Consider the following 19326-nt stretch of genomic DNA (forward strand, 5'->3'; position numbering starts at 1 on the left):
TGTTCTTCTGACAGGGTCCCGGGATCGGGGTTGCCTGCGATCTCACTAGTTTTCCAACACGCCAAAAATCTCACTCTCAGAGAGGATGAGCAGTTCTTCGTCGTTGATTTTTATCTTGCTGCCGCCGTACTGGCTGAAAAGGACCTGATCACCCTTTTTGATGTCGCAGGCCCGGACATCGCCGTTGTCGAGGATTCGGCCGGGGCCAACCGCCAGCACATCGCCCCGCGAGGGCTTTTCCGCCGCTGATGCAGGGACAAAAATGCCGCCAGAGGTTGTGGTTTCTTCTTCCAGTCGGCGTACGACGACGCGATCGTGTAAAGGTCGGATGTTCATTGCTCACTCCCGGTTGCGCGTGTTGTTCAGGTTCCGTCGACGGGTCCCGCGATCGGCAGGTCGTCGAACCGCGCATCAGCAGTCTTACCTTGAGAATGCTGGCAGGGCAGGCACTAAGTTGGGGGGATAACGGCCAGATTCAAGGGCTGGTGAGAAATAAAGGTGAACAAGGGGACTTCAGGCCGATCCGGCGGCCCTGAAGTGGAGGTTGCAGTGGTCGCAGACGCTCTGAACGGCCGGTGTTCAACGATCAGATAGGCATTCCTGCTGCTGATCAATGTCCGGTCGATCTGTTTTCCGGTCGTTTTTCAGCAAAGGCCTGATAGGGATGCAGGCAGTCGAACACTTCCATATCCCCTCTCCTCCCGATTTTCGCTACAGTGCGCGCTCAATTCGGGATTCACCAGCCATCATTGGCAGGGATGAATCTGCCCGGGGGGCGGGATAGACTCCCGCGCATGTCCAGCCTTTTCCCGATCGGCGAATCCATCTGGCTCGCAGAAGGCCCGATCGTTGATTTTCACGGATTCCCCTATCCCACCAGAATGGTAGTCATCCGCTTGAGCAAGGGTGATTTATGGGTCTGGTCACCCATCGCACTGAACGACGAACTCACATCCGAAGTGAAAGCTCTGGGTCACATTGCCCACCTGATCAGCCCGAACAAGATCCATCACCTGTATCTGACCGAGTGGCTCAAGGTCTTTCCCTCCGCGCTCGTCTGGGGTCCCGCCTCCTCGATCCGAAAGCTGAGGCACATCGGGTTTCAGCCTGCGCTCACGGCGAAAGCGCCCCCCGCCTGGCGCGATGAGATCGACCAGTTCTGGTTCCATGGCTCCTTCTTCATGGACGAAATCGTCTTCCAGCACCGGGCTTCACGCACGGCGATCCTTGGGGATCTGAGCGAGAATTTCAGCACCGGTTTTCTCGAGGAGCATTGGGCGCCCTGGCAGCGCAGAGTCGCGAAGTGGTGGCGCATCGTCGACGGGTACGGCTATGCGCCGCTCGAATGGCGGCTGAGCTGGATGCATCGAGAACCAGCCAGAGTCGCGCTGCGTGGTCTCCTTGCAGCGAGACCGGAGCAGGTAGTCATGGCTCATGGTGAATGGCAGCGGACGGACGGCCACGCCTACCTGACACATGCTTTCGCCTGGTTGAAAGCTTGAGGACGCGGCACGGCTAGACTGCTATCACTCTCCCCCTGTCACCACACAACGGACAGAGCGTATGTGACACGGTCGTTCCGGTCCGCCATATCCAGGGCCCCGAAGTGCATGCGGATTGGTACATGATGTTTGTGGAGATAGTACAGGGTACTGCGTTGTCCACCATGAACATACACATGGATCTTCAGTGTGCGTGTGGGGCGCTGATGTCGGGCGACCGACGCCAGGTTCGATTCACACTTCACAGCCGAGGACTTAACCTCAGCCGCGCAAGGAGAGGAATCAGACGCTGCGGATGGCTTGCGTCATGTTGTCCAGAGCGACGCGAATGATTTCCCTCGACGTGCCGATGTTCATGCGCATGCAGCGTTCTCCACCCTTGCCGTAGCCTTCGCCGTCATTCAACTGCACGCCACAGTGTTCGACAAGCCAGGACTCGAATACCTCCGATTCTGTCATCGGCTCGCTGGTCGCCTGACTGGCCGCCGACCTTTCGACTACGCCGGCGGCGTCCATGATCCCGTCGAAGTGCAGCCAGCTCAGAAAGGTGCCTTCGGCCCTTGTGTAGCCCACCTGCGGCAGGTGTTTGGCCAGATAGTTCTCGACGAAGCTGTGGTTGGCATCGATATAGGGCAGTAACTGATCGAGCCATTCCTTTCCATGTCGATAGGCAGCTTCGTTGGCCACCACACCGAGCGTGTTGATGTCGGCTCGGTGATTTTTCCGAACACGCGCGAGATAGATTGGGTTGGTCGAAAACCAGTAGGCGTTTTTCGACGCTGGTATGCTGAAGCTTTTGGTAATCGCCTTGAAGGTGAGACTGTTGTTGACGATGTCTTTGTCGGGGAGGCTGGCGAATGGGGTGTATTGCTTACCTGCTCGAACAAAGTCGGCGTGAATCTCATCGGCCAGCACCACGATATCGTACTTCAAACACAGTTCACCGATACGCAGCAGATCCTGTCTTGACCAGACATTGCCAGTGGGGTTCTGGGGATTGCACAGCAGCAGGCTGTGGGTATCCGGTGTCATGCGCGCTTCGAGATCATCCCAGTCAATCGCGTAAGCGCCGTTCTCGAAAATCAGTTCGCTTTCGTTGGCAGTTGTCCGAGTGTAAGTTAGATCAGAGTAAAAGCCGTTGTAAGTCGGCGTCATCAGCAGCACCTGGCTGCCGGGTGGCGAAAACGTGGTGAGTGCAGCGATGAGTCCGGGATGGACACCTGTCGCAATCTCAATCGTATCGGGATCCACCTCCACACCGTGCCGCTCACTGTTCCACTCGCAGATCGCCTCTTTCAGTGACTGGTGTCCTATGCCGCTACTGAGATATCCCCAGTTCTCGTGCTCCATGCGCTTGCGCATGGCTTCACCGATGCAGGGCGCAGCCCTGAAGTCCAGATCGGCGATACCCATACCGATCTGAAACCTGTTGCCAAACAGTTCGATCTGGCGATCCCACTTGGTGCATTCGGTGCCGATACGGTGGTACACCGTATCGAAGTCGTACTTGCCGTCGATGAGATATGGCAGGTTACTATCGGTTAACCCGGCGGCGGTGGGCGCAGCGGTCAGCGTTGCGCTGGTACTCACAGCGCCCGCCAGTGCCGTCATCCCGGCACCCTTAAGAAAACCTCGACGATTCAGTTCCGGAGTCTGCGGCATCGTTCCCCCCAATGGCTGCAGTTGGCGGTGACAGATTAGCAGATCATCAGTGTAGTTGAGACATGAGCGCCGGAGTCGGGTCATGGCGGGTTCAGAACATTTCGCAGGGAGAGTACCGATGCCGGATTTTGTCGAAACTACGGCATTAGCACTCGAATTTCTACATCAGACAGAATTCCTGAGACGATAGTCTGAAGGGGATAGCCCGGTCTCTCGCTTGAAGGCTCTGCAGAAGTTTCCGATGTTCGAGTATCCTGCTTTCTCAGTTATTTTTTCAATCGTAAGGTCTGTTTCCACGAGGTATTTTTTGGCGGTATTTATCCTGTGATTCAACAGAAGCTTGCGAAACGATGTCGACTCTTTCGCAAGCTTGTTAGTAAGCGTTCTAGGCGTCATATGAAACATCTCGGCAACGTGAACGATACTCGGGTACCCATCATATGTACTCAGCAACTGATCTATGGAATTGCCAATCGTGATATTTCTACGAACTTTATCCCTGATGTCGTTACACGTTTTTACAAACAGTTGTTTCGTGACTTCATCGCCACGCAACAAAGGTATCTCGGCATAGGCTTTGGGGATAGATACATATGTTCGCTTCTGGTTGAAGCGTATTCTGTATGGCAAAAAGGACTGGTAATCCATCTCCTGCTCAAATGGAAACCCTACTTCAATATCTGAAGTAACGTAACCGACTCTTTCTTTCAATATACCGATAAAACCTGCTGCAATCACATGGTTGTGGAACTTGAAGATAGGCTCGTAGGCCGGAGCATAATCAAAGTACGATATATACCTGTCTCCATCGAGACAGAGCTTTACCCTGGTGGCAGTACGAGTCTCAAGATACCTGGCCTGCATCTCAAGTACTTCCGGCACAGTAGAGCAGACGCCTGTGAGGGCTCCCAGAACACCGTGATCAGAGTTAGACAGATACTCGCCAAACTTCAGCCCAATCACGGGGTCATCAACGCCAGACACTAAACTGGTATGTGCCTCAACAAACTGAGCCACGGAAATAAACCCGTCAAGTGCTTCTGTCTGTAATTGTTCTATCCGGCGGACGGCCGCCGGTTCGATCAGACAGTCTTGTTTTTTCAGGAACTCCAGCAGCACCCTGAGGTAGTTTACAGGCACATGATTCGGGTATCTTGGTTCCACCTGGGCTTGTGCAGTTTCCTGAAATGATGGCTGCAATATATCCCATCAAACAGAAAATGCACATGCCGGGTCCAGTAATGCCAGGTTACCGATGGTTTCTACATTTTGAGCGCTCAGCGATTCGCAGACTGCTGCGGAGTCGATGCGGGTCCTTCATGGTATTGGAGCAATGTAGCTGCATCTGCTCCATTTCGCAGTTTCTCAAGCAACTCGTCCGGATCATAATCGACACCAATCGGGTTCTTTGTAAAAGCCTCCCCCAGCATGAACTCGTTAGCCTGATCCGCAGTGTCGAATGTATCAACCTGCAGTTCGATATGATTACCGTCAGGGTCGCCATAGTACATGGATATGGTCATACCATGATGCACGCACCAGTGTGGCTCTATCCCCATTTTCTTGAGTCGAGCATAGTTCTCGAGCAAATCAGCAATCGACGCATAGGTAAAGGCTACGTGCTCAACTGTCCCGGAAGCAGACGATAGTTTCTGCTCAGCATCCGGATCCACCGCACAAAGATCAATAAGTGCTATTCGATGATGCTCCTCATCAAAACTAAGAAACGCCAGAAGAGGATTTTGAAACCTGACATCTGCTTCAAGTACATCCTGATACCATTTGAGCATCTCAGGGAATCGCCTCGTCTGAAACACGAAGTGTGCTAGTTGAATTGGTTTTACCATGTCTGCTATCTCCAGTTATTTTGTGTATCGACTACATCAGCTTTATTTCACCCAGATACAGGCTTTCGTCCAGTTTTGTTTCAACTGACGATTTACCGTGCTCTGCATGGGCTATCAATACGGTGTAAGCGCCGCTTCCTGGTGGCAGCTTGTCCAGCTTGAACTCACCAAATGCGTCTGTTTCGGTCTCCCCAAGCTGCCGGTCTCTCTGGAACAGGGTCACCTGTGCTCCTTGCACACACTCCTGCACACCCTCAACACTCGTGGTGACCGTTCCGCCAATGAAACATTCGGTGTAGCGGTACAGGTTGCGATAGTAAACACGAGGCATGGTTTTCAATTCCGGTTTCAGAACCTGCAAATTCTCCTCATCGACCCGCTTGCGCATGTCACTGTCTGTAACCCTGATCGCTTCAAGGGCACCCGTCGGGCACGATTGCACACAGCGTGGTTTCGACCAGCCCTGATCCAGCAGATGTGCATCGAAGTACCAGCTCTGCGGTAACTGACGTTGCCCGTTCCAGACAATGGCACCGTAAGGACAGGACCTGGCTATGTCTTCTCGACCCTTTGCCTTCACTGGATCCATGATCACGATGCCGTCATCCCGCTTTTGTACCGCATCACCTCCCACCTTTTTGCAGGGCGGGTTGTCACAGTGATTGCACATGCTGACAAGATAGGCTGTATCCACAACCGGAGCCTGTCCCCGCACGTTACGCGTTATGGAAATCAGCTCAGCACCTTCCTCGGCAGCCGGTGCGCTGTAACCCTCAAATTCATTTCCTACATGTTCATCCTTTGTGGATAGCACGCAGTTATTGCAGTTCTCACAGAGTTCAACATCAATGACCAGGTTCCATTTTTCCATCGTTCCCTACCCAGCTTTCTGCCTGAGTTCTCGTGCCTGGTTCAAGGCCGCCACGTCCTGCCATTTCTCAACCTGGACAAGGGTGGAATTTGGACTCATGGAATGAGTGCCTGCTGCCTGCGGACGATCCGGCGTCAGGAGATTGAGGCAGCCACCGATGTCAATCGATTCATTGTTGACAACGAGCATCTGATACTTTGCGCTGGCCTGGTAAGTCTTGACCACACCAGTACCGAGAGTGGGTGCAATGTCAGCGGCACAAATAACGGTCCCCCTGTCATTGAAGATCTTCACCAGATCATGCTGTTCAATGCCACGTGCCTGCGCATCCTGGGGGCTCAAGCGCAGGATCCAGTAATAGTGGCCATCCAGCAGAACGCGGTGATCTCTGATCTGGTCCGTAAAACCCTTGCCGTCTGCAAAAGTATGAAAACTGAATCGGCTGTGGGTTGCGATCATCTGCAGGGGATATTTGTCAGCCAGCTCCTTGGTGTTAGGTCCTTCCCATGAGGTCATGTAACGATTCACCGCGGGTCGTTCAGGATGTTTGGCCTCCATTCGCTTCAGGATAGTCGGTACGAACTCAAGCTTACCGCTCGGAGTTTGCAGGCCATATCCATATTGATCTTCATACTGGCATGGCAGCGGGTGAGGTTCGGGCAGATCCTTCCTTCGACCCTCGGCAAACCAGTTCATCACAAGAGGTGATTTGACAGATTCATCTTCACAGGGCACAACAAAATATCCCTTTTCGACAAACTTCTTCCAGGAAATATGTTGTGGCAAATCGGATGACTCGTAGACCCGTTTGCACCAGTCAAATTCACTGCAACCTTCTGTAAAGACAGTGCCCAGACCCAGACGCTCAAGTATTTCGCGGAAGATCTGATAATCGGATTTTGATTCGCCCAGAGGTTCAATACACTTGTGTTGCAGGGCAATTACCCTGTGATTCAGCTGGCTGAAACCATGATGTATATATCCTCCGGAGTTGGCCCACTCGCCAATATCCCAGCGTTCAAGCGATGAACATGCAGGCAGAATCAGGTCGGAAAATTCCGCCTCGCCTTCCATGAAAATCGACTGGTTGATGACGCACTCAATACTTTCATGCCGATAGGCATCCACCCAACGACCTGTTTTAGTCGCGGTACTGAAGACTGAACCACCATAACGGTAGATCATGCGGATGGGAGAGAAACCATCCACCGGATACTTAAATGGGGCAAACTGACCTTCCTGTGAGAAAGGCTCCCACAGGTATCCTTCGGCTTCACCGTTGATGATTGCCTCGGGAATCTTCTGTTTGGGGATGAGCTGTTTTACCGGGTTCATGCTGAGCACATGCGGCATGCGCTGGTAGTTGTTCACCGCATTGCCCGTATTGTTCAGATCACCCGAGATACCGCCATCTGCATACCCTGGAAAGTAGAAGTCCAGGTCAAGGCGACCGCCACCCTGCAGATTCCCCATATTGATGCCAGGTTTACCCCAGCCCTGCATCGCCATCATCTGGATCATGCATCGGGCCCATTGAATACCCGTTGCACCCCGTCCTGCGCCACCAAATCCGGTTCCATTGACACCACAACCAAGATAGGTTTTTTTACTTCCCCAGGAGCGTGCTAACGCTCGTACATCCCTGGCTGGAACACCTGTTTCTGATTCCTGCCATTCAGGTGTTTTTGGTATTCCGTCCTCCGTGCCGAGGAGGTAATCCTTCCATTCATCAAACCCTGTTGTACGGGTCGCGACATAGTCCCTGTCATAGAGATCTTCACGAACCCAGATGTACATGATGGCAATCGCCAGTGCAGCATCGGTTGCGGGTTTGATGGGAATCCATTTACCACCCAGCAATTGAGCAGTTGCATTGTAATGTGGATCAATATGCACAAACTCAATACCGAGCTTTTTCGCCCACAGGCGTCTCTGTGTTCCTTCGAACCCGCCATAGGCACCATTGGTACTCTCGGGGTCAGAAGACCAGAAGATAATCTGATCTGCTTCCTGCAGGCAGTCCTCCATGGTGCCATAGTCAGGAGCGACACCGACCCGTGCACTATGTCCTACATGGTGCTGTGCTCCCCAGTACCATCCTTCCCAGCTATCCGGATTCATGGCCATTCTTGTAAACCCGATAGTATTGGCAAACCTTGTATGGGCACTCAGGTAATATCCGATATTCCCCCATTGGTGGTGGGAAGAAGTCGGCATGAAAATCGAACCGGGACCATGCACTTTTTTCTGTCGTTTGATCTCGTTGGCGACTATATCCAGGGCTTCGTCCCAGCTGATTCTCTCGTAACCGGATATCCCGCGATTCTGTGGGTTACGTTCCCCACCCGGATCGTAGTCGACCCTTTTCATTGGATGCAGAATACGTTTGTCTGAATAAACCGTACTCTTCAGAGACAGGGCATGAGGTGCGACTGTTGCCTGTCGTCTGGGGCGGAACTTCTGACCTCTTGTTTCAATCTCCCAGCTTTGTGCATCTTCGTCCGTCAGATCGATGGGCGTGACTCTCAGTATTCTTTTATCTTTAACAAAGACATGCAGGGGGCCACCATTGGTAATAGTTGTATAGCGCCTGCTGCCATCGACCATATTCTGGCCATAGGAAAAGCCTTCATACATCATTCTGCTCAAAAGCGGCGACAGCCAAGAACCAATGACATCGGATCCTTCAATGACGACCAGAAAATTTTTTGCGGCATGGACTTTGAAAGCATTATCGATATTGGGCCTGAGGAACTTGAGGGCGATATCCGCATTCTTGAAAACCAGCGAGAGATCAGGGGCTGGATGTATACCGGGGAAGGATCTGACCTTTCCCGCCGCTACTTTGAAGTAGCGACCCATTGATCCATTCCTGAGTTTGAGCTGGAAGGTGCAATCGTGTTTCGCCAGTTCCTCACGGAAAGATGAATGCCTCCATGCGGTGAAATTCAGCAGGGGTGCGAGCCAGAACAGGATCAACCGAACAACTGAGTTCTTCAGACAATTGAATATCTTCATGGCTCAAATCTTGTCACCAGGAGTAGCGCGCGGAAAATATCAGTAGAAGAGCAAATTGCTGTCATTTCAGGAAAAAGACAATGAAAAGGAGAAACACTCCTCGAGGTAACAGACCCCATCAGGAAGCGGCAAGGAGATTGTTCTGAGCCGATCGCCGGCGCACAGCATAACGAGGTGCACGTTGCTTGAGATGCGCCAGAACAGTTTGGATCACGTCCGGATCGGTAACATCCGCAATCACCCTAAGTGTGCCACCGCACAGCGGACGGACTGATATATCACTAAAAAATGCGCGCTTAAGCCGCTCCGCCCAGGTTAATGGCGCAATCGGCAGTGCCTGATCGACAGCCGTTCGAGCCGAGGTCGCTATTGTCTTGTTTTCGGGTTTATCGCGCGGGTGCGGACTCCCGCAGCATTACATGAATCAGGGCCTGAACTGCAGCGCACGGGGGACGAGCTGTGCTGGCTGGGTTGCCACCCGATAGGCGCCACCCACCCACTCGCAGATGTAGCGCCGGGTATCCCTCGGGTCGACCATCTCCTCCATCTGAAAACGATTCAGCGGACCGATCGGGCCGCGCGCGCTTTCGATTCGCTCCATCAGCTCCTCACGCAGCGCGACCGGGTCCTCGGCTTCAGCCAGCTGACGCTTGTAGGCGGCTTCGATCCCGCCTTCCGGCGGAATTCCGCCCACATCGGCAGCAGGCCAGACCACACGGACCGCAGGCTTGGATCTCGGCGTCGCGTAGTTGTTGCCCGCTACACCGAAGCTGCGCCGCATCAGCACCGTGAACAGCGGCACCTTCATCTGAGCGAAAGCCACCATCCACTCACCGCCTTTGCGGATGGTACCGGCCAGCTCGTGCTCCAGACCGACAGCGAAGCCCGGGTTATCGATCAGGCTTACCACCGGCAGATGAAACAGATCGCATAGATCCAGATGACGGGTAAGCTTGTCGCACCCATCCGCTGTCAACGCCCCGCCGTTCGCGTGCTGGCTGTCCGATGCAATGATGCCGACCGGGTGTCCGTTGAAGCGGGCAAATCCCGTCACCTGATCCGTGCCCCAGAGCGGACCGATCTCGAAGAATGAATCCAGGTCGGCCATCAGTCTGATCGCCTTGCGCACGTCAAACGTGGTGGTGCGCTTGCGCGGAATCAGCGTGAAGAGTTCTTCTTCGCGGCGATCGGGTGGATCAGCCGGATCGGGCGCTCGCACGGGCGGCGCTTCGTAAACACTGGAGGGGAGGTAGGAAAGGAAGCGCCGTGCTATTGTGAACGCGTCTTCTTCAGACTCAGCCAGATTATCCACCGAACCATTCCGGCAGTGGATGTGCCAGCCGCCGAGATCCTCCTTGCTGATGTCATAACCCATGGCATGGGAAACCACCGGCGGACCTGCCACAAAGAGTTGCGCGATATCCCGAACCATGACAGAGAAGTGGCCGAGCACGGCTTTTGCTGCACCTATTCCCACCACGCTGCCGAGCAACAGGTTTACCACCGGCACTGTGGAGAGCTGCTCCGCGTACATGCTGCTGCCGAGATGCCCCGGCAGAAAAGAGCCGCCACCACCCGCGACCCGCGGTCGACCGGCCTGAATCGCGCCGGAACTCTCTTTGGCACTGCTTTCGCCGGGTTTTTTCTGTTCTGGCACCATGGCGGCCACGCTGCCGCCACCAGAGGAGCCATCTAATAATCGAATCGACGGGATCTGCATCTCGATAGAGAGTCTGTCCAGGTAACCGCTCTTCGCAGCAATGGCACCATCTGCATGGCCACCGCGAGAGGTGAAGTCATCGGCGCATACGACGCTCGTCCGACCTTCGATACTGCCCCAGCCCCCCACACTGTTCGCCGGTGTGAAGGCCGATATCCCGCCGTACTCATCATAAGACGCGAACCCCGCGATGGAGCCCACTTCCCGGAAAGAACCAGGATCAAGCAACAGGTCGATACGTTCTCGACAGGTGAGTTTGCCGCGATCACGCTGACGTACCACCCCCGGGTCTTCCGATCCGGGTGACAGACGCGCCTCGGCCAGCCCGCGAAGTGTCTCCATCTCTTCCAGCGTAGGCGCCCAGGTGCCTTCACCATAGGACACAGCCCCGGAGCCCATGGTTGACTCGGCAGGAAGGATGGCAAGCAAGACCTGGCCGGCGCCAACGCTGTCCCCTTCAGCCAACGCCAGCGTAGCGACGATAGTTCCCGCACAAGGCGCGGTGATTATCGACTCCATCTTCATCGCGCTGATCACCAGCAGCGTTTCTCCCGCGGCCACTATATCTCCCTCTCCCACCGCAATACTGACCACAGTTCCAGCCATGGGTGCTTCCACCCCGCGCTGGCCTTCACCAATGGACAGGCTCGGCAACTGGGCCGGAACGGCAGCAGCCGATCGGCCGCGGCTGCCAAGACCGATGGACTGCTGCTCAAGCAACGCAACCGCAGCACCCTTCAGCGCAACACCAACGGCGGGAACACCAAGTTCAGGGTTCTCCGTGAGCAGCGTCGTCCTCGCATCTCCGGCCAGAACGGTTTTGTGACCAAGGATGTTCATCAACTGTGGCAGGTTGGTGGGCAGGCCCGCCACATGGAACTCTGCAAGTGCGCGCCGGGTCCGTTCGGCCGTGGCAGCAAAACTCGTTCCCTGGGTGGAACTGCAGATCACTTTGGCGAGCAGCGGATCGAATTGTGGGGGCGGAGCGTAGCCTGCATAACCATTGCCATCGACTCGCACACCGGCGCCGGATGGCTCCTTGTAGGCGCTGATGGCGCCGACCCCCTGGGCCACCACCCTGGCCTGAATGGCGAAGCCACGGGGCTCACCTACCTGAGCCTGATCTGCCAACCCCAGCTCGACGAGTCGCGCACCTGCTGCGATCCGAAACTGCGCTTCCACGAGATCCACACTCATAACCTGTTCAGTCACCGTATGCTCAACCTGAATGCGTGGATTACACTCAATGAAATAGTGTTCGCCGCTATCCGGCGTAACAAGAAATTCCACAGTTCCCGCATTTCGATAGCCGGCAGCACGCACCATTTTCACCGCATCTGCGAACATCGTCGCCCGGACTGCGTCAGCCAGCCCGGGAGCCGGTGCAATTTCGATGACTTTCTGATGGCGCAGTTGTACGGAGCAGTCTCTATCCCATAGATGCACCACATCACCCGTATCATCCGCCAGTACCTGTACTTCAATGTGACGCGGACGAACCACCACCTTCTCGATAAACAGGGTGCCGTTGCCAAATGCAGCAAGCGCCTCACCGGCACAACGGTCGAAGGCGCCAGGCATGTCCTCGGCGCGCTCCACCAGGCGCATACCGCGCCCGCCGCCCCCGGCGGATGCCTTCAGCATCACCGGGTAGCCTGTGTCGTCTGCGCATGCTGTTGCTTCTGCGGCATCACGAACTGCGCCACTACTTCCGGGTATAACCGGTATTCCCAGTTCCAGAGCGAATGCCCGGGAGCGCACCTTGTCACCGAACAGGCTCAGAACCTCAGCACTGGGTCCGATGAAAACAAGGTTTTCTTCCGCACAGCGTTCGGCAAAGAGGGAATTCTCGGAGAGAAACCCGTACCCGGGGTGGACAGCGTCGCAACCGGCAGATCTGGCAATCTCGATCAGCGACTCCATATCCAGGTACGCGGCAACCGGATCGCTCGGATCCGAGACCTTCAGCTCATGGGCTTCGGTCACGTAGCGTGTGTGTAGAGAAAGTGCGTCTACCGGCGCATATACACCCACTGATTCGACTCCGAGCGCAGCCGCTGCCTTAGCGATGCGGCCGGCGATCTCGCCTCGATTGGCTATCAGTACCCGCCTGAACATTGCTGCCTTTCCTCTATTGCTGCCCGGACCCACCGAAAGACTGACCGACGGACCAGACCATGTCCAGCGACGTCCTACTCACCCTGTTGGATGATATTGCGATCACACAGATGCTCTTCAGTCTGTATGACTTCCAAACCCATCATCTCAGGCATCTCATCAAAGCGGGGATCGTCTCGAATAGGGTCCCACCATCTGGCGGGCAGCAAACTTCCCAGCAGATACTGTTTCCGGTTTTCTATCCCGGCCCGGATAGACTTGAACGTATTGTCGATCTCACCAAGCGCAAGACAGTCAAGGGCGAGTGAAAGGTTCTCAGTCAGATCAAAACGCTTATCCAGGAAGATGCTTTTTGCCTTCTCCCTATCGCCCGTGGCCGCGAAGAGGCGTATGTATCGCTCCGGCAGCGAATTCCGATCCAGACGCCACCCCTTTTTTATGATGAACCCAGGCATCTGCCCTTGAAACACGAAACCACCAAGCCCGCCTCATTCAACTTCCTGCAACAGCAGGAACGCCTCGACGACTTCATGGACATCTACAACAACGACCGACCACACCAGGCACTCAACATGAAGTATCCCGGCGAGCTGTATACACCCTCGCCCGTGTGTTCCGACAACCAGCGCCGCCCGATTATCCGTTTCACTATCGTACCGTCCGGGTCACGCACTGCGGCCGATTGTGCTTCGACAGACGCAAGATCAGCCTGAGCTGTGTGTTCGCTGGGCAGGACGTTGGGATCCGCAAGGTAAGCGACAAGATCCGGCTTGTCTCATTTCGGGAGTTCGATCCAGGATACTTTGACGAGGACGAGCAGAGAGTCGAACCCGCCGTGAATCCATTTATACCGAAAGTGTTACCTGTGTCTCCGGTATAAAAGGTTACCTATGTGTCCGGTAAGGACCCTAGGGAAATGGCTCCGCTTGGTCCGACGTCTTCCTGCCGTCCTCCAATAGATCCCAAGGAGTTCATATGGAACCTGATAGATGTCATATAGAACCTATCTGATTTACTACGCGTAGCCACAACCTGGAGTGACCGGTGAACAACGACATCAGCCCCAGCGTAGATGCCGTGTTCGGTGGCAAGACCGCCAGCCAGGTACTGCTCTATCTCGAGAACTATGGGGAGGCACACGGTCATCAGATCGCAAAGACATTCGGGATTCCCGCTTCCATGGTCCAGCGCCAGCTCCGCCGCTTCGAGGCCGGTGGTCTGATCGTCGGCCGTGACGTCGGACGCACGAGGCTTTTCACCTGGAACCCCCGGAGCCAAACCGCGAAGAACCTCCGCCTGTTCCTTCGGGCAGAACTCGACTCACTCCCTGATGACGTTCTCGACCGCTGTTTCCGGGACCGGATACGCCCACGACGTACGGGCAGCGTGTCGAATACGTCAGTGAGCGCGGCAAATCCGGATGAAGCCACTCAGCTCGGACAACACGTTACTCGAGGTGGTTGTCGCGGTCTCCGAAGCCCTCGAGCACGCAGGTATTGTAGCGCCCCTCTCGGGCGGCGCGGCCATCGCGATCTATACCAACAACCGCTATCTGACCAAGGACCTCGACTTCGTGACTTCGGCGCGCGCCAAAGCACTCACCGCTGTCCTGGAGCCCCTCGGATTCACGGCATCGCCGGACGGCCGCCACTTCACGCACGAACCATCGGGCTGGCTGGTGGAGTTCCCACCGGGACCACTCGCGTTCGGCAACACTGGCCTGGGAAACATCGACATCCCAGTGCTGGAAACCGAATGCGGCCAGGTTCGAGTCATTGCGCCCACCCAATCACTGATGGATCGATTGGCGGTGTACTTCCACTGGAACCGACAACGGCCCCTGCGCGACCAAGCGCGAGCCCTTGTGCAGGCCCTCGACCCGTTCGGCCGCATCGAATGGGACACCCTCTACCAAGGGGCACGCGTGAGGGCATCTCAAGCGAGGAAGTGGACGAAGCCTGCGGAGGATCACATCGATCGTAACAAGGGATACCATTCATTTCCTTGTCAGCGCCTTCGGCAACGATATGATCATCCGAGGAAATTTGGCTCCGCCTGCTGGGCTCGAACCAGCGACCCGCTGATTAACAGCCTCACGTGCGAAATTCGATAACTGATTGAAAATTTAGGGCTTTCCCCAATACGGATGCGGTCACCGTGAGAAGGTTCCGCTCTCATTGCCGCACTATGGACCCATCTTCCAAGCCTGATCGCGAATCGCATTCACCGCCACACACGCCCCTTCTCCTGTCGCTTTTTCGATGAACCTCGTCTTTCTCAGCGGCTTCGGATGCGCCAAAGGCCCGGAATCGGAGGAAATTGGGGATTTATTCGAAGTCCAAGGTTAATCGGATGCAGTTGCGTGGATCAATGGAGGTTTCTGCATCAGACGGGCCTGCGGCGATAGACGCTCCAGCATCGTGCTCATCGCACTTAACCAGGGTGTCTATCAGGAAGGTCCAGCCTAAACCGCAATCACGCGGGCAACGCGTGCTTCATCGGCACAAGCGGAGAGCGTTTTGTCCGGATGAAAACGCAGATCACGCTCGACCGGCAGGCCCAGCTTGCCGCGTATCGCTTCAAGCTCTGAGATCCGCACGCTACCAAGCTCGGGAAATCCCAGCCCGAGATCACACAGCCCGAAGGCGATGTCCGGATCATCAGGATCGAGCTCGGTCAGTAACCAGGTGCAGGCGGCATCCGGCGTGAAGAGTTTCACGACTGGGATGAAGTCAGGTTCCGGCTTGCCTTCCTGCGCATATGCGGCAGAAAGCCGTCCATTGCGGAGCATGCATTCACGGATGGATTGCGTTAGCAGTTTCATTGCGGATCTCCTTCGTTTTCGTTTATTGCGAATGAACGCGGCAGACACCGCCGGGCGGCGCGCCCGGCAAAGATCGCGTCAGATAGAACAGCAACCAACGAACGAAGGCTGCGCAAGAATGGCGCAAGGATCAGGCAGACATTGCAGCGGCAAGATGTGCGGGAATCCAATGCGGAGATGTTCGATGTGAGACCCGACTGACGAGATGAGCCCCTTCAACCCGGTCTGTGCCCCGAACCAGCTCGCCCAAACGGAAACCTTGCTGGCACAGCAACGAGCGCGAGGCGTGGACGATAGCGTGCGCTTCATTGAACGGATGAACACCAGGAACAAGAAGCAGGGCGCTCAGCACCTGGGCACTTCGGGCAGCCATCACCACAAGGGCAGCACCGGCAGCCGTCAGCAAGCCCGGTCCGGCTCCTGGGAGGAACTGAAGGAGGTCCTGATATTCACCACAGTGAGCAGTTTGAACTGCGCGACGGCATGGGCAGTGCATCTATTCGGCTGCAAGCCATGCCCACCATCAAATGGTCATCCCACCCACCACCATCATGATGGTGGCGCTGCTGCTGACGCTGCCAAAGCCGCCGGGGGCGTTGCGGGGGCGGCCCCCGCTAGAAGGGGGTGTATCGAAACCGTCACGCCGCAGCCTTGCGAAGGCGGGCGCTTGAGATCAGGGAGAAAGACTTCCCCCTCAAAAACTGCGAGAATGCTTCGATGCTGCTGTGTTTATGCTTTTAAAAGCAGATTAAACTCCTTATTCTGCTCTCAAAAGCATTTCTCTTGACTCTGGACGTAGAATCACTGTACGCTTTTGAAAGCAGTCAAACCCAGATAGACAGCCTTTAAAAGCAGATGAGAACCAATACGCTTACAAAATCCCCGCCCTATGCCGTCGAAAGCGCCATCAAGCGCCTGGGGCAGGACCTGCGCACGGCGCGGCTGCGCCGCAACCTGACCATCAAGGAGGTCGGGGAGAAGATCGGTGCCGGTGCCCGTGCCGTCTCCGATGCCGAAAAGGGAAAGCCCACCACGGCGACCGCCGTCTATGTCGCCCTGCTCTGGGTCTATGACCTGCTCGAGCCGTGGAGCGCCCTTGCCGACCCTGCGCAAGACGTTGAAGGTCTTGCGCGATCAGAGCGCCGCGAGCGCGCCCGCCCTGCGGCAAGCAAGGACCTTGATAATGACTTCTAACAACGAGTGCTTCGTCTACATCACCCTGCCGGGCGAGACGAGCTTCATCACGGCAGGCCGGTTTGTCATGGACAAAGCCCGCGGCGGCCAGCCGCTGGGAAAATTCGTCTATGGCAAAAACTACCTTGCGAGCAAGCAGGCCGTGCCCATCGACCCCGGCGAGCTCAAGCTCGCAAACACGACCTACGAGACGCAGGGACAGAAGGGACTCTTCGGCGCGCTGCGCGACGCAAGCCCTGACTTCTGGGGCCGCCGCGTCATCGAGCGCCACACCAGGTCCACCGCTCTTAGCGAACTTGATTACCTGTTGCGCTCACCCAACGACCGCGCAGGCGCCCTCGGATTCGGCCTGAACGCACAACCGCCAGCGCCGCTGCGCGAGTACAACCGGACGATGGACCTTGAGAAGCTGCAGCAGATTGCAGATGCAATCATCGCCGATGAGGAGCTCCCGAAAGACGATGCCGACACGCAGCAGGCGCATGAGCTCCTCGGTGGTACCAGCATGGGCGGTGCTCGTCCCAAGGCCGTCGTTGAAGATAACGAAGGCCTCTGGATCGCAAAATTCAACCGCAAGGACGATAAGTGGGATTACGCCAAAATCGAGCGCGCGATGCTGGAACTTGCCCGCGAGTGCGGCATCCAAGCCGCCATCTCCAAACGCACAACGATCGGCGACCGCGATGCGCTGCTCGTCAAACGTTTCGACCGTGAAAAGACAGACCAGGGCTACCGCCGCGCAAGAATGCTCAGCGCGCTCACCCTGCTGCGCGCCGATGAGAACGAACGCGACAAATGGTCCTATGTCGTGCTGGCAGAAGAGGTCAGAAAGCTCTCCTCGCAGCCCACCGAAGACGGCCCCGAGCTCTTCAAGCGCATGGTCTTCAACGCCCTCATCAGCAACGATGACGACCACCCGCGCAACCACGCCATGATTGCCCTGAACGAGGACTGGAAGCTCTCACCCGCATACGACCTGACCCCGTCCACACCGGTCAGCGCCACCCACCGCGACCTCGCCCTGCAATGCGGCGACATGGGACGCTTCGCCAATGCCAAGAACCTGCTCACCCAGTGCCGCAGGTTCCTCGTAGAACCCGAGCAGGCAGAAAAGCTCATCGTCGGGATGGAAGCGACCGTCAAGGCAAGATGGCGACCCATCGCCCGCGCCGAAGGCGTCACCGACCAGGACTGCGAGCGCATCAGCGGCGCATTCGCCTATGAGGGATTCAGGCAGTAGGGGTATTACCCCGTACCCGCAGACACATCAGATAGGGCGATAACGCCTGCGGAGTGTGTCATGTCATCGAGAAGAAAACACAGCAAGGAATACGAGGTTGAAGCCATCCGAACGGTGAAAACGCCTGGGGTAACGGAAAAGCAGGTGGCGGAAATTCTGCCAACAGCACCATCTGACACCTAGCATGAGCCGTGGCGGCAACTGCTGGGACAGTGCGGTAGCCGAGTCCTATTTCGGTGGCTTGAAGAAAGAGAGGGGCCGCAAACGCGTGTACAAAACTCGCGAACTGGCTCGAGCCGATGTCTTCGATTACATCGAGGTGTTTTACAATCGCCAGCGGCGCTATGAACACCTCAGCGGTGTGAGTCCGATAGCCTTTGAGGCTGCCTCAGTGTGAGGCTGGTTGGTGTCCAGAAACCCCAGGGCATTCCACAGGGTCAGCAACGACTCACGCGAGAGAGTAGAAGATTGGCTCCGCCTGCTGGGCTCGAACCAGCGACCCGCTGATTAACAGGGTGGGAGTCGTTGGCACGTAAGTAGATGATTTGAGGATAGTTTTTAACTCGTTCTCTGTCTCACAAAATTGCCGATTTCGGACGATTTTCGCGGCTTTCAGGGCCGTTTATGAGACAGCGACTCCTCCATCTTTTTGAGTGCCCGATGAGCGCCGGTCGGCGCCTGCTCGGAGCTAGTGGGTACGAGTTGGCCCAACAAGCGCTTGAGCGCGCCAAGGCGCTCGCCCATCTCGTCTCCTTCGAGAATCGACTTCATCGCTGTGCAGGTCTGGCACTCAAAGAAGCCATCTTCAGAGACCTGCCAGTCAGAGACATTGCGAAGCTGTAATCCGCACCAATGACAGTGTCCTTTCTCCCGAGAGCGAATAAAAACGCGCCCTTGCAACGTCTCACCATCTCGCCACACCGCTTCACTCTCACGAGCTACAAGAATCCATTGATCGGGCTTGTCTCCATGCCATTGAATCCACGTCGCGCGAAGCGAGATCATGTCCCCTTCCGCCAGCAGAAAGTCGGCCGGCACAGCTACTTGAAATGTCAGGTTTTGACCTTCGACCTCAACCAATTGCCAGGGCGCTGATCCCGCACTCCACGATGCAGTATCAATGTCAGTTTCTTTTCCGAGTACGGAGACCATCCCCGAGACGGATACCGGTTTAAGCCCTGTTTCCGGCTCCGCTAGCGGAGGAGGCTCGCGCGGCGTAATGGCAACCAAGTACTCCTGCGTTTTTGATTCTTCACAGTGTATTTCCCAACAACTATGACGAGGCCATGGAGGGCCAAGCGGATAGTCGAACAGGACGCAGTCACCGTTA

Annotated in this window: 15 protein-coding genes and 1 pseudogene; 6 read left to right on the plus strand and 10 right to left on the minus strand. The window is 56.0% G+C overall.

Features of this window, described 5'->3' with window-relative positions:
• Positions 1–45: 45 nt before the first annotated feature.
• Positions 46–336 (minus strand): co-chaperone GroES, encoded by a 291-nt coding sequence (locus R3E82_11475; protein MEZ5551503.1) that lies wholly within the window; start codon positions 334–336, stop codon positions 46–48.
• A 458-nt stretch (positions 337–794) separates the two neighbouring features.
• Between R3E82_11475 and R3E82_11480 the strand changes: the two genes are divergently transcribed.
• Positions 795–1502, plus strand: coding sequence for a DUF4336 domain-containing protein (locus R3E82_11480; GenBank protein ID MEZ5551504.1), 708 nt, complete (start codon positions 795–797; stop codon positions 1500–1502).
• Positions 1503–1784: 282 nt separating this feature from the next.
• Here R3E82_11480 and R3E82_11485 read toward each other — a convergent pair whose 3' ends face one another.
• From R3E82_11485 to R3E82_11515, 7 genes are all read right to left on the minus strand, one after another.
• Entirely contained in the window at positions 1785–3164 is a 1380-nt protein-coding gene (locus tag R3E82_11485) for an aminotransferase class I/II-fold pyridoxal phosphate-dependent enzyme (GenBank protein MEZ5551505.1), read from the minus strand.
• 165 nt (positions 3165–3329) lie between these two features.
• Entirely contained in the window at positions 3330–4328 is a 999-nt protein-coding gene (locus tag R3E82_11490; GenBank protein ID MEZ5551506.1) for a helix-turn-helix domain-containing protein, read from the minus strand.
• A gap of 113 nt (positions 4329–4441) precedes the next feature.
• On the minus strand, positions 4442–5011 hold the full coding sequence (locus R3E82_11495; GenBank protein ID MEZ5551507.1) for a VOC family protein: 570 nt from the start codon (positions 5009–5011) through the stop codon (positions 4442–4444).
• Between the two features lie 31 nt (positions 5012–5042).
• Entirely contained in the window at positions 5043–5882 is an 840-nt protein-coding gene (locus R3E82_11500; GenBank protein MEZ5551508.1) for a 4Fe-4S dicluster domain-containing protein, read from the minus strand.
• A 6-nt stretch (positions 5883–5888) separates the two neighbouring features.
• On the minus strand, positions 5889–8900 hold the full coding sequence (locus R3E82_11505; GenBank protein ID MEZ5551509.1) for a molybdopterin-dependent oxidoreductase: 3012 nt from the start codon (positions 8898–8900) through the stop codon (positions 5889–5891).
• Positions 8901–9324: 424 nt separating this feature from the next.
• Positions 9325–12738: a carboxyl transferase domain-containing protein gene (locus R3E82_11510; protein ID MEZ5551510.1), complete on the minus strand. Its 3414-nt coding sequence runs from the start codon at positions 12736–12738 to the stop codon at positions 9325–9327.
• Between the two features lie 74 nt (positions 12739–12812).
• Positions 12813–13208, minus strand: coding sequence for a hypothetical protein (locus R3E82_11515; protein ID MEZ5551511.1), 396 nt, complete (start codon positions 13206–13208; stop codon positions 12813–12815).
• Between R3E82_11515 and R3E82_11520 the strand changes: the two genes are divergently transcribed.
• Together R3E82_11520 and R3E82_11525 are read left to right on the plus strand one after the other, a co-directional pair.
• Positions 13200–13451: an integrase core domain-containing protein gene (locus R3E82_11520; protein MEZ5551512.1), complete on the plus strand. Its 252-nt coding sequence runs from the start codon at positions 13200–13202 to the stop codon at positions 13449–13451. The two genes, R3E82_11515 and R3E82_11520, sit on opposite strands and share 9 nt — an antisense overlap.
• 707 nt (positions 13452–14158) lie before the next feature.
• On the plus strand, positions 14159–14851 hold the full coding sequence (locus R3E82_11525) for a hypothetical protein (GenBank protein ID MEZ5551513.1): 693 nt from the start codon (positions 14159–14161) through the stop codon (positions 14849–14851).
• Between the two features lie 351 nt (positions 14852–15202).
• Here the strand turns inward: R3E82_11525 and R3E82_11530 are convergent, their stop codons facing one another.
• Positions 15203–15562, minus strand: coding sequence for a DUF2958 domain-containing protein (locus tag R3E82_11530; GenBank protein MEZ5551514.1), 360 nt, complete (start codon positions 15560–15562; stop codon positions 15203–15205).
• 855 nt (positions 15563–16417) lie between these two features.
• On the opposite strand from R3E82_11530, the gene R3E82_11535 reads away from it, so the two are divergent.
• From R3E82_11535 to R3E82_11545, 3 genes and pseudogenes are all read left to right on the plus strand, one after another.
• Positions 16418–16756 (plus strand): helix-turn-helix transcriptional regulator, encoded by a 339-nt coding sequence (locus R3E82_11535; protein ID MEZ5551515.1) that lies wholly within the window; start codon positions 16418–16420, stop codon positions 16754–16756.
• The gene (locus R3E82_11540) at positions 16746–17996 is read left to right on the plus strand and encodes a HipA domain-containing protein (protein MEZ5551516.1); all 1251 of its coding nucleotides are present in this window, start codon (positions 16746–16748) and stop codon (positions 17994–17996) included. Before R3E82_11535 ends, R3E82_11540 begins: the two co-directional genes overlap by 11 nt.
• Before the next feature lie 145 nt (positions 17997–18141).
• Positions 18142–18393 (plus strand): annotated as a pseudogene (locus R3E82_11545) (IS3 family transposase).
• A 215-nt stretch (positions 18394–18608) separates the two neighbouring features.
• On the opposite strand, the gene R3E82_11550 reads toward R3E82_11545, so the two are convergent.
• A complete protein-coding gene (locus tag R3E82_11550; protein ID MEZ5551517.1) occupies positions 18609–19226 on the minus strand; it encodes a hypothetical protein in 618 nt (205 codons plus the stop codon).
• Between the last annotated feature and the right edge of the window lie 100 nt (positions 19227–19326).

It is taken from the genome of Pseudomonadales bacterium, assembly GCA_041395945.1.
GTDB lineage: Bacteria > Pseudomonadota > Gammaproteobacteria > Pseudomonadales > Azotimanducaceae > SZUA-309.